Here is an 11559-nt window from a genome sequence, read left to right on the forward strand (position 1 = left end):
AAATTGTCATGGATACACCTCGACATGCCGCGCTCCCGTTATAAAACCCTGGTCGACGCCTACGCTGCGGACATCCGTTCGGGGCGTTTGGCACCGGGTACACGCTTGCCGACCCACCGGCAATTGGCGACGCAAGAGGGGCTGGCGCTGGTCACCGCGTCGCGGGTTTATGCCGAGCTTGAGTCCATGGGCCTGGTCAGCGGCGAAACCGGGCGCGGCACGTTTGTCCGTGAAACTTCGCTGGCGCCGGGGCAGGGCATCGATCAAAAAGACGTGGCGGTCGGCATGATCGACCTCAATTTCAACTACCCGTCATTGCCCGGGCAGGCGGAGCTATTGCGCACCGCGCTGCGCCAATTGGCGTTGTCGGGCGACCTTGAAGCGCTGCTGCGCTATCAGCCACACGCCGGTCGCAGCCACGAGCGCGCATCGGTCGCCCGGCATTTGCTGAGCCGCGGCGTCGAGGTCACGGCCGAGCAAGTGCTGATCGTCAACGGCGCCCAGCAGGGGCTGGCGGTGACGTTGATGGCGCTGCTCAAACCCGGCGACGTGATCGCCGCCGACGCATTGACCTATTCCGGCTTCAAAGTCCTGGCTGAAGCGCTGCATTTGGAGATTGTCGCGATCCCGTCCGGCGCTCAGGGACCGGACCTCGACGCTCTGGAAAAGCTCTGTCGCCACCGCGCGGTGCGCGCCGTGTACTGTATGCCGACACTGCACAACCCACTGGGCTGGGTGACGCCATTGGCGCAGCGCGAGCAGTTGGTGGCGATCGCCCGGCAGTATCATCTGACGCTGATCGAGGATGCGGCCTACGCGTTTCTGGTGGAAAACCCACCGCGCACGCTGATCGATCTGGCGCCGGAGCGCACGCTGTACGTCTCGGGCCTGTCGAAAAATATTGCCACGGGCCTGCGCGTCGGTTTCATTGCCGCACCGCTCGAGCGGGTGCCAGCGCTGGAGCGGGTGATCCGCGCCACAACCTGGAACACTCCGGGCGTGATGACCGCCATCGCCTGCGGCTGGCTCGACGACGGCACCGTGACGCTGCTTGAAGCGCAGAAGCGCAACGACGCCAAGGCCCGGCAAGCATTGGCCGCCGAGGTGCTCCAAGGCCTGCCTTGCATTGGCCATCCGGCCTCGTATTTCCTCTGGCTACCGCTGCCCGAGGACGTGCGCGCCGACCAGATCGTCGTCGAATTGATGCGCGAACAGATTTCGGTCACCAGCGCCGAACCGTTCGCCGTGGCGAGCCATGTGCCGCATGCGATTCGCCTGGCACTGGGCTCGGTAGATATCGATGTACTGCGTCAGGCGCTGAGGAAAATCCGCCAGATCCTCGGCGCTTATCTATAAACACAAAATGCTAACCTTGCGCCGCCCGTTGAAATGGAACCGAACTTGCGATGAACAACACTGCTGCATTGACCCTCGCGCTGCTGCTCGGCACTGGCCTGCTCAGTCCTCTCACGCAGGCCGCAGGCGACCCTGAAGCCGGGGCAAAAATCTTTCCGCGCCTGTGCGGTGGCTGCCATCAGGTCGGCGAATCGGCCCGCCCCGGATTTGGCCCGCAACTCAATGGCATCCTCGGTCGACCGGCCGGGACCTCCGCGAACTATGTGTATTCCGACGCGATGAAAAACTCCGGGCTGACCTGGGATCGCGACACGCTGATTGCCTACCTCAAAGACCCGAAAGGCGTGGTGCCCGGCACGCGGATGATTTTCTGGGGACTGAGTGACGAGGAGAAGCTGGATAATCTGCTGGCGTATCTGCAGACGTTTTCGCAGTAAGTTCTGCGGAAATTTCCAGCTACAACGCCGAAGCAATATCTGAGCAACGCCTGCTCAAGCCACCCGATTGCGACCGTTCGCCTTGGCCTGATACAGCTGCTGGTCTGCACGTTTGAGCAGCGCGGCATGGCTGTTGTCGGCCGGGTCGGCCAGGCCGATGCCGATGCTCACCGTGACCTGCTCGATGCCGGGGAAATCTGCGCTGGCGATGGCCGCGCGGATCTTTTCGGCGACCACTTCGGGTGTATCGGGGGTGGCGATTTCCGGCAGCAGCACGGCGAACTCTTCACCACCGTAACGAGCGATGAAGTCGGTGGTGCGCACACTGGCCTGGATCAGTTGCGCCAATTGTTGCAGCACGGCATCGCCCATGGCGTGACCATGTGTGTCATTGATGTGCTTGAAGTGGTCGGCGTCGATCAGCAGCAGCGAGAACGGCCGACCGGTGCGGCGAAACAGCAGGGTGTACTCGGTGAGTTTTTCGTCGAAACGACGACGGTTATAAACGCCGGTCAAGGCGTCGTGGGTGGCCAGACTCAGCAGTTCGGCATTGGCCTGGGTCAGCGCCGCGGTGCGCTGTGCGACGGTGGCTTCCAGTGAAGCATTGGCTTGTTGCAGTTCGCGCTCCTTGGCCAGCAGCGACTGGGTCATGGCCTCGATCGACTGGCCGAGCTGCGCGATTTCCTGCACCGGGTGTTGCAGGGCAAATTGCACACCGGTCTGTTTGTTCTGCACCTGCCGGGCCGAGTGCGCGAGCTGCTCGATCGGCCGGCTCAGATACAGCGCCAGATAGTAGGCCACCAGGCCGAAAACCAGCGCCGCGAACACGCCGAGAATCAGCAATTTGTAGAACAGCAGGCGTGCCGGTTGCAGTGCGGTTTGCAATGGCTGACGCACCGCAATCGACCAGGTCAGTGCCGTGCTGGAGGGCGTCGGCACGCTGACCGTGCTGGTCAGAAAACCGTTGCTCGCCGTCCAGCCTTGCAATTCCTCGTCAGCCGTCGCCACTTGCTGGCCAGCCAGTGCTTCCGGATAGAGAACCTTGCCATCGTGATCGATGATCAACGCTTCGATGTCCGGCGCAGAATGTTTATGCGCGAACGCCGCCGACTCGACCATGCGGGTCGCCCAGCTCCAGTGTGCATGTGCGCCCAGTACGCCGATGACCCCGCCTTCGGCGTTATGGATCGGCGCGGCAAAATCGATGAAGCGCAGCGGCTCGCCGTTGGGCAGACCGGGCAACATTTTCGCCAGCAGCACGGCTTCATGCGGGTCACCGGTGTACTCACCGTCCAGCCCGGCCCGGAACCACGGCCGTTGCTGCACTGACTGGCCGACCAGCAAACCGCCCACCGCTTGACGCACCTTGCCCTCGGCGTCAGTGACGCCCATCCACGCATACTCGGCGCGGGCCTCGGTGCGCAATTGCATCGATTTGAGGATTGCGGGGTTGTCGAGATCGCCGCGTTCCAGATGCGGCGCACGGCTGAGCAGATAAACCTCCAGCTGGCGTTCGCGCAGTTGTTCGCCCAACAAGGACGCCGCCGCGCGCGCGGTATTGAGCAGCGCATTGCCGCTGGCCTGCTTCATCTGCTCGGTGGCGATGTGGCCGACATAGAAGCCCACGCTCAACAGTGTCAGCAAAGACAAACCGGCGAACCAGAGGGTGAGGTGGCTACGCAGACTGGCTTTGAGCATGGCAGGCAGGGTCTGTTCTGATTTTTGTCGGCGAATGGTATGCGCAATGGGCGGCGGGGGCCAGTCGCGTGTGGATTGCCCGGCAGTCTCAGGTTGGCTTGCCTGTGCTTTTGGAAGAGCTGCGTACGCTGTTGATTACGGCGCTACCGGCCGAATGCACAGCTCACCGGTCGCACGGGTCAACGCCAGATCATGCAGCGCATCCCGGGTCAGGCCGTTGCGGGCATTGGCCAGCCATTTTGGGCAATCGGCGTCATGACGATACGGCGCGAAGTCGGCGTACTGTTGCAGCAGCCGTGTTTGCAACTCATCCAGACGTGGGCGGATCTGCTTGCCCAGATCGGGACGCGGCGTGTCCGGCGCGGCACCGGCGGCTTGCCATTTCGCGAGCAGACCGTACTGCACCAGCTTGTTCGCCTCCATTTGCGCGGCGAGCAATTGCGCAATGTCTTGCGGGTCGAGTTGGCGCTCAGTGGCCAGCGTCCGTGCGTTGGCGATGACTTGCGCTTCACGCGGGCTGTCCTGGATCGGCTTGCCGCTGTCCCATTTGGTCAGCGCCACGAGGTCGCCGATGTTCAGGCGTTCATTCAGCGTCTGCACCAACGGCTTCAAGGTTTCGGCGGGCGCGGCGGCTTGAACGGTAGTGGCGAGCAGGGTGAGAAGGGTAGCGGTCAGCAAATTGGCAACGTGCGGCATGAACAGACCTCAAGCAGAAAAATGGGCGTGGGTGTTGTTTACCACAGCCCGTGGCACGCTACCTACTGCCGTCAGCGATTGTTTAGCCAATGTTTGAACCGCTGATAAACAGCGAACGGAAATGTTAATTGCACACCGCTCGCAACTCATCGAAGCTATCCTCCATCAACCCTTCCGCCGTAGAGATGGACCTCCCCTCAATGCAAGTCGCCGACCACCGCCCGCTCTGGCAAACCTATTTGCTGTTCCTTGCGCCGATGGTGCTGTCGAATTTTCTGCAATCGATGTCGGGCACGGTCAACAGCATCTATATCGGCCAGATGCTCGGCACCCAGGCACTGGCGGCGGTGTCGGGGATGTTTCCGGTGGTGTTCTTTTTCATTGCGTTGGTGATCGGCCTCGGCGCAGGGGCGGGTGTGCTGATCGGTCAGGCCTGGGGCGCGCGGGAACCGCACATGGTCAAGGCCATTGCCGGCGCGACGCTGTTGCTGGGCGTATTGATCGGTTTGCTCGCGGCGGTGCTCGGCAGCGTGTTTGCGCGACAGGCGCTGACCGGGCTGGGAACGCCGGTGGATGTGCTGGACGATGCGGTGGCGTACGCCCATGTGATGCTGTGGATTCTGCCGTCGCTGCTGGTGTTCGTGCTGTTTACGCAATTGCTGCGCGGGGTCAGCGATACGCTGTCCCCGCTGCTGGCGCTGATGGTTTCGACCTGCGTCGGTCTGGCGCTGACGCCGGCACTGATTCGCGGCTGGTTCGGCTTGCCGCAACTGGGTATTCAAAGCGCGGCCTATGCCGGGCTGGCCGGAAACCTGTCGGCGATGGCCTGGCTGGCGTGGCGCTTGATTCGCAAGGGGCATCCGCTGGCGCCGGACCGGGAGTTTTTTGCTGCCCTGCGACTCGACGGGGCAATTCTCGGCAAGGTGCTGCGCATCGGTCTGCCGACCGGCGTGCAGATGATCGTGCTGTCGCTGTCGGAGCTGGTAATTCTGGCACTGGTCAACCAGCACGGCTCGCAAGCAACCGCGGCTTATGGCGCGGTGACGCAGATCGTCAACTACGTGCAGTTTCCGGCGTTGTCGATCGCGATCACCGCATCGATTCTTGGCGCGCAGGCCATTGGTGCCGGACGGCTGGAACGCATGGGCCCGATCCTGCGCACGGGCCTTGTGATCAACGTGTGCCTGACCGGTGGCTTGATCGTTCTCGGCTATCTGCTATCGCACTGGTTGCTCGGGCTGTTCCTTACCGACGACTCGACCCGGGCGATGGCCGAGCATCTGCTGCACATCATGTTGTGGAGCCTGTTGGTGTTCGGCTTCCAGGCGATCATCGGCGGCATCATGCGCGCCAGCGGCACGGTGCTGGTGCCGGTCGTCATTGCAATTATCTGTGTGGTTGGCGTGCAACTGCCGGCGGCGTATTGGCTCGACGGCCAGTTTGGTTTGCAGGGCGTGTGGATGGCGTTTCCGGTGGCCTATCTGGGCATGCTGGTGCTGCAAACGCTGTATTACAAACTGGTCTGGCGGCATCAGAAGATCGAGCGGTTGGTTTAGCCCGGCGAGAGTTGGCGTAACGACCGGTTGTTTGCTTAAGTCAATCGAGGCGCCCTGATAGCGAGCCCAGCCTGGAGAATTTCATGTCGATCCGATTGCTGCTGGCTGCCGCGTTTTGCCTGTGTGCCACGACCGCTGTGCAGGCGCTCGAATACAACCGGGTCAACACCACCGCCAGCCAGATCAGCTTTACCTACAAGCAAATGGGCGCGCCGATGTATGGCACCTTTGGCAAGTTCGAGGCGGTGCTGGATTTCGACAGCACCCGCCTCGATGGCGCCCGGACTACGCTGCATATCGACCTCACCAGCATCGATGCCGGCAGTGAAGACGCCAACACCGAACTGGTGAAACCGGCGTGGTTCGATACTGCACAATTTCCTGTCGCGGTGTTTCAGTCGACGCGCTTCACCGAAGTGGCCGAGCATCGCTATCTGGTCGACGGCCAGCTCACGCTCAAAGGCATGACGCGCGCTGTGCAGGTGCCTGTGGAGTTGAAACCGGGCAGTGGCATCGGTGTGTTCGACGGCGAGATGATCCTCAAGCGCGACGAGTTCGGCCTTGGCGCGGGTGAGTGGGCGGACTCGGTGGTGTCCAGAGAGATCGCGATCAAATTCAAGGTCGTCGCGCCGCAGCAGTGACGGTGAGCTGCCATCAGCAGATTCTGTCCATCCACAAGGTATGATGTCGCGGTTTTCCGCCGGAGTTCGCCTGTCATGCCACGCATCACCCACTACAAGACCCCATGCCCCGAAGGCGTCAACAGTCAGATTCTGCAAATGGTCGTCGACTACCTGACCGACATCAGCGCCGTCGGCCTTGGTCCGAGCAACCTGCTGTACAACGTCTATCAGTACGCGGTGGGTTATGAGGTGCATCTGTATCTCGAGGCGTTGAACGGCGAGAAGGGCACCGAAGTGGAGTTGCTGGTGGCGACTGACGAGGACGACCCGGAGCAGGTGATCGGCTTTCTTCTGTACCTGCCGGTGCAGGGCGACTGGGAAGCGTGCAGCGTCGCCTACATAGCCGTGCGCGAAGGACATCGGCGCCAGGGTGTGGCGCGGGCAATGATCGGCGAGATGGTCGGGCGCTACCCGCATGCCGAACTGACGTGCAGCGTTGGCAAAGTCCCGTATTTCGAGGCGCTGGGTTTCGAGGTAATCGGCTCGCGCGAAACCCAGGTATTGATGAGCACCCGGCACTACCGCAGCAACGGCCTGCGCGGATTTATCGACACCACCCCGATTTATCGCTCGCTTGAGGTTCAGCAGATTCATACCTATCTGCTGCAAAAAAACGGCAAGCGCGCCATGCTCGATGCCGAGAAGCAGCGTGACCGGCATCTGGATCAGACGACCCGCCATACCGAAGAATTCGTTCGCCAGCGGCTGACGTTGCACTGAGTTAGCCGGAGTATCCCTCGTGACGCTATGGACGCGGAGCGTCCGGGGCTGCATTCCCACACGGAGCGTGGGAACGATCAGGTCGGCAGCCAACCGGGATCGGCGCCCGTACCTCCGGGTGAGGGCTGGCTCCCGCTAAACCCGGCTATTCAGCCAAGCTTCACGTTCATGGTGATCCGCGCCGTGAAGACCTTTTTGCCCTCGGTATCGTGAATATCGACGATCACCACCTTGTCACCCTCGCTTTGCCAATCCACGCCTTCAGCGCTGGCCACTGCCGTCACGTCGGTTTTGGCCTTGGCCAGGTATTCCACGGTCATGCCTTTGGGAATCCAGCGCGCGCCGTCCGGGATCGAGACATCGGTCATCATGCCGCCAGCGAGTTCTGCCGCGTTGCACATGGCAATCGCATGGACCGTGCCGAGGTGGTTGGTGATTTCCTTGCGAAACGGCACTTGAACGGTGGCGGCGTTCGGGCGCAGTTCGCTGATGACCGGGTTGATCGTGCTGAAGTAGGGGGCGAACTGGCAGGCCATTTTGCTGAAGGCATCGGAGCCGACGCTGTTGAACATGCTGAGAGATTGACTCATGGGAAACGCCTCGCGATAAGTGGTTAAGCAGAATTATGTTCCGTTACAGAACAATATTCTGTAACGGAACGGTATTCTGTCTGCGGGAAATCTGTCAACCTGTGCAGGCTTTTTTCCGGGCACCAGCATGTCTTTCCTTTTAACTTTCAGGCTGTGAGCAGCATGGACACCGCAGATCTACTTGAACGCAGTTACCCCGGCCGCCGCGCCGAGCTCAAGCGCGATATCTTTCGCAAGGCGCTCGACCTGTTCAACGAACAGGGGATCGAAGCCACCACCATCGAGATGATTCGTGCCGAGTGCGACACCAGCGTCGGCGCGATCTATCACCATTTCGGCAACAAGGAAGGCTTGGTCGCGGCGCTGTTTTTCACGGCGCTGGAAGATCAGACGCGGTTGCGCGATGAATATCTGGAGGCCGCGCAAAGCACCGAAGAAGGCGTGCAAGCGTTGGTGTTCAGCTATCTGGATTGGGTCGAGCGCCAGCCGCAATGGGCACGCTTTCAGTATCACGCACGATTTGCCGTGACCAAGGGACCGTTCAAGGTTGAATTGGCCGAGCGCAACAAAACGCGCAATCGGCGCCTGCGCGAATGGCTCGGCGAATCCGGGCGCATGGGTGAACTGCGCGAGTTGCCCTTCGAATTGTTGCCATCGCTGATCATCGGCCAGGCCGACAGCTACTGCCGGGCGTGGCTGGCGGGGCGGGTCAAGGGCAGCCCGATGGAATATCGCGAAGTACTGGCGCAAGCCACATGGCGCTCGATTCGCGCCGACTCGACGCCTGATTGATGTTGCGCAGGGGGATGGCAGTCAATGGCATCCCGGTTGTTTGCGCTGCACCAGCCAAGTTTCTCCAGCAAAACGCTAACCCTGTGGGAGCGAGCCTGCTCGCGAATGCGCTAGCTCAGTCAACATCGCTGCGACTGACAGGACGCTTTCGCGAGCAGGCTCGCTCCCACAGGAGATAGGTGTTGTTCAGAAAACTTGCGTTAGTCAGGTGTTGCGCTGGAAAACCAGCGCCTTCAGGCCGCTCTCCGCATCGATGTCCGGAAACTCCGGCGGATTTTCCAGCCGTTGTTCAAAGCGCAACTGCGGCGCTTCCCGCGTCACGCCATCGATCAGAAAGTCCGAGCCGAACGCCGGGTCGTTCATGCACGCCAGTACGCTGCCCTGCGCCGTGAGCAATTCCGGCAGGCGCCGGAGCACGCGCTGGTAATCCTTCGTCAGCAGAAAGCTGCCTTTCTGGAACGACGGCGGATCGATGATCACCAGATCGTACGGGCCGCTGTTGATCACTTTGCCCCACGACTTGAACAGATCGTGGCCGAGGAAACTGACTTTGCTCAGGTCATGGCCATTCAAGCGATGATTGTCGCGACCGCGGCTCAGCGCCGCGCGGGACATGTCGAGGTTGACCACATGGCTGGCGCCGCCGGCGATGGCCGCTACCGAAAAACCGCAGGTGTAGGCAAACAGATTGAGTATGCGTTTGCCGCTTGCCTGTTCGCGTACCCAGTCGCGCCCGTAACGCATGTCGAGAAACAGCCCGGCGTTCTGCTTGCGCCCCAGGTCGACGCGGTATTGCAAGCCGCCCTCGACGATGGTCATTTCCTCGATCTCGTCGCCGAGCAGCCATTCGGCGGTGCTTTGCGGCAAATAGCGATGCTGGATCAACAAAGTATGCGCACCGCACTGCCGCCATTCTTCGCTGGCGGTGATGTCCAGCAGCAAGCGCTTCAGATCTTCCAGTGGCTCAGGCGCCGGTTCCTTGAACAGCGACACCAGCACCACGCCTTGCAACCGGTCCACCGTCAACTGCTCCAGCCCCGGCCAGCAGCGCCCGCGTCCATGAAACAGGCGACGGGTTTCGCCAGGGGCGGCGGCAAGTGCCGGCAGCAAATGGGCGTGGAGGGTGGCGAGGGCTTCAGGGGTCATCGGGCAGGATCGGCAAGCAGAATGGGCCGGCATTTTAACCACAATTGCCAGGTTGCGAACGTCGATCCATAACCGCTGAAAAGCTCGTTGTCGAAAAGTCCTGTATCAAAAGTGAATTTCTACAGAGCCCACTGCTCATACCAGTTAAGCAGCGGATCCAAACCGCTAATCGAAAATGTAATTCGGGGGAGTGCTGTTCATGTGCCCTACACCTACGTCGAGCGCGCACCTTCCTGGCGGGTTGATTCTGGTAGTGGAAGACGATCCGTTGATTCTGGAGTTTCTTTGCGAAATTCTTCAGGAGGAAGGGTTCAAGGTCGAACCGCAAACCAGCGCTGACGCAGCATCGCTGTATCTGGAAAAACATGCAGCAGACGTTGCGCTGTTACTGACCGACATCACCATGCCCGGCACGCTCAACGGCGCCGACCTGGCCAATCTGGTCGGTGACCGCTGGCCGGAAAAACCGGTGATGGTCATGTCCGGTTATGAGACCCCGGAAACCTCGGGGGTCAAGCATTCGGTGGCATTCATCAAGAAGCCGTGGGCGATCGGTCAGTTGCTCGACTGTGTGGAAAACGCGTTCAAGTCCAAGGCGCCGCAACTGCATTGACAGATGCTACATTGGCGGGCGAATTTGCCCGCCCCCCTGTCAGAGGATTTGCCCTTTTGTCTGCTGAAACTTCTGTTTTCGACCGCGCGTTCGGTGCGTTCCTGTTCGACATGGACGGCACCGTGCTCAATTCCATCGCCGCTGCAGAGCGCATCTGGTCGGCCTGGGCAGTACGCCATGACGTCGATGTCGAAGCGTTTTTGCCTACCATCCACGGTGCGCGGGCGATCGACACCATCACCCGTCTGAACCTGCCGGGGGTGGATGCCGAAGCGCAAGCGGCGTTCATTACCGCTGCGGAAATTGATGACGTCGAAGGCATCGTCGAGATTCCCGGCGCCGCGGCGTTTCTCAACAGTCTGCCGGCGCAGCGCTGGGCGATGGTCACGTCGGCACCGCGGGATCTGGCGTTGCGGCGCATGGCCGCCGCCGGCATTACCGCGCCTGCGGTGTTGATTACGGCGGAAGATGTCAAGGCCGGCAAGCCGGATCCCGCCGGCTATCGCTTGGCGGCGCAACGCCTCGGGGTTGAACCGCGTGATTGCCTGATATTCGAGGACGCGGCAGTGGGCATTCAGGCAGCGGAAGCGGCAGGTGCGCCGTTGATGATCATTACCACTACTCATCAGCATCCGCTGGAAACGGCACATGCGACGATTGCCAGTTATGACGCGATCACAGTTGACGTAGATGATCAGGGTTTACTGCGGTTGTTGGAGAACTGAAAAAACGCTCATCGGAACGCCGCCCGCCGGAGGGTGAGGGGCTACGATATTTGAACTGACGAGAGAGACCACTTCCATGGCAACCGCTTCTGCAACCATCGACATCCCGGCCTCGGCCGATCAGGTCTGGCAATTGATCGGCGGCTTCAACACGCTGCCCGACTGGCTGCCGCTCATTACCGAAAGCACCCTGACCGACGGCGGACGGGTGCGCAGCCTGAAAACCGCTGACGGCGGCGTGGTGATCGAGCGCCTGCAAACCTTCGACAACGCCGCCATGACGTACAGCTATTCGATCGAACAGGCACCGTTTCCGGCGACTGATTATCTGGCCACCCTCAAGGTCGAGGCCCAGGGGCAGGGCGCGCGGGTGACCTGGTCGGGACGCTTCAATGCAAACGGCGTGAGCGATGAGGAAGTGGTGGCGCTGTTCAACGGCATCTACCAGGGCGGGCTGGACGCATTGCGGGCCAATTACCCGGCCTAGGTCACCACGGACCGATCGTTCCCATGCTCTGCGTGGGAATGCCTCAAGGGACGCTCCGCG

General features: G+C 61.2%; 13 protein-coding genes. 9 read left to right on the top strand and 4 right to left on the bottom strand.

The window, feature by feature from the left end:
• Positions 1–24: 24 nt before the first annotated feature.
• Both J3P75_RS10900 and J3P75_RS10905 read left to right on the top strand, forming a co-directional pair.
• Positions 25–1356, top strand: a complete 1332-nt coding sequence (locus J3P75_RS10900) for a PLP-dependent aminotransferase family protein (RefSeq protein WP_434710361.1) — start codon at positions 25–27, stop codon at positions 1354–1356.
• Positions 1357–1406: 50 nt separating this feature from the next.
• Positions 1407–1793: a c-type cytochrome gene (locus J3P75_RS10905; protein WP_434597255.1), complete on the top strand. Its 387-nt coding sequence runs from the start codon at positions 1407–1409 to the stop codon at positions 1791–1793.
• 54 nt (positions 1794–1847) lie between these two features.
• Here the strand turns inward: J3P75_RS10905 and J3P75_RS10910 are convergent, their stop codons facing one another.
• Both J3P75_RS10910 and J3P75_RS10915 read right to left on the bottom strand, forming a co-directional pair.
• Entirely contained in the window at positions 1848–3491 is a 1644-nt protein-coding gene (locus J3P75_RS10910) for a sensor domain-containing diguanylate cyclase (RefSeq protein WP_434710363.1), read from the bottom strand.
• Between the two features lie 135 nt (positions 3492–3626).
• Positions 3627–4187, bottom strand: a complete 561-nt coding sequence (locus tag J3P75_RS10915) for a chorismate mutase (protein ID WP_434710365.1) — start codon at positions 4185–4187, stop codon at positions 3627–3629.
• A gap of 200 nt (positions 4188–4387) precedes the next feature.
• Here J3P75_RS10915 and J3P75_RS10920 point away from each other — a divergent pair, with 200 nt between their 5' ends.
• The 3 genes from J3P75_RS10920 to J3P75_RS10930 all read left to right on the top strand — a co-directional run bounded on the left by J3P75_RS10920 (position 4388) and on the right by J3P75_RS10930 (position 7146).
• Positions 4388–5743, top strand: coding sequence for an MATE family efflux transporter (locus J3P75_RS10920; RefSeq protein ID WP_434710367.1), 1356 nt, complete (start codon positions 4388–4390; stop codon positions 5741–5743).
• 83 nt (positions 5744–5826) lie between these two features.
• Entirely contained in the window at positions 5827–6384 is a 558-nt protein-coding gene (locus tag J3P75_RS10925) for a YceI family protein (protein WP_434710369.1), read from the top strand.
• 75 nt (positions 6385–6459) lie between these two features.
• Positions 6460–7146 (top strand): GNAT family N-acetyltransferase, encoded by a 687-nt coding sequence (locus tag J3P75_RS10930; protein ID WP_434710371.1) that lies wholly within the window; start codon positions 6460–6462, stop codon positions 7144–7146.
• Positions 7147–7295: 149 nt separating this feature from the next.
• On the opposite strand, the gene J3P75_RS10935 is transcribed toward J3P75_RS10930, so the two are convergent.
• Entirely contained in the window at positions 7296–7736 is a 441-nt protein-coding gene (locus tag J3P75_RS10935; RefSeq protein WP_434710373.1) for a hotdog fold domain-containing protein, read from the bottom strand.
• A 162-nt stretch (positions 7737–7898) separates the two neighbouring features.
• Here J3P75_RS10935 and J3P75_RS10940 point away from each other — a divergent pair, with 162 nt between their 5' ends.
• Positions 7899–8528 carry a TetR/AcrR family transcriptional regulator gene (locus J3P75_RS10940; protein WP_434710374.1) on the top strand — a complete coding sequence of 210 codons (630 nt, stop codon included), beginning with the start codon at positions 7899–7901 and terminating at the stop codon, positions 8526–8528.
• Positions 8529–8732: 204 nt separating this feature from the next.
• On the opposite strand, the gene J3P75_RS10945 is transcribed toward J3P75_RS10940, so the two are convergent.
• Positions 8733–9674 (bottom strand): class I SAM-dependent methyltransferase, encoded by a 942-nt coding sequence (locus tag J3P75_RS10945; RefSeq protein WP_434710376.1) that lies wholly within the window; start codon positions 9672–9674, stop codon positions 8733–8735.
• A 199-nt stretch (positions 9675–9873) separates the two neighbouring features.
• Between J3P75_RS10945 and J3P75_RS10950 the strand changes: the two genes are divergently transcribed.
• From J3P75_RS10950 to J3P75_RS10960, 3 genes are all read left to right on the top strand, one after another.
• On the top strand, positions 9874–10287 hold the full coding sequence (locus J3P75_RS10950) for a response regulator (RefSeq protein WP_090284276.1): 414 nt from the start codon (positions 9874–9876) through the stop codon (positions 10285–10287).
• Positions 10288–10343: 56 nt separating this feature from the next.
• Entirely contained in the window at positions 10344–11012 is a 669-nt protein-coding gene (locus J3P75_RS10955; protein WP_434710379.1) for an HAD-IA family hydrolase, read from the top strand.
• A 76-nt stretch (positions 11013–11088) separates the two neighbouring features.
• Positions 11089–11499, top strand: coding sequence for an SRPBCC family protein (locus tag J3P75_RS10960; RefSeq protein WP_434710381.1), 411 nt, complete (start codon positions 11089–11091; stop codon positions 11497–11499).
• Positions 11500–11559: the final 60 nt, after the last annotated feature.

Source organism: Pseudomonas sp. R1-1 (assembly GCF_051132135.1).
GTDB lineage: Bacteria > Pseudomonadota > Gammaproteobacteria > Pseudomonadales > Pseudomonadaceae > Aquipseudomonas.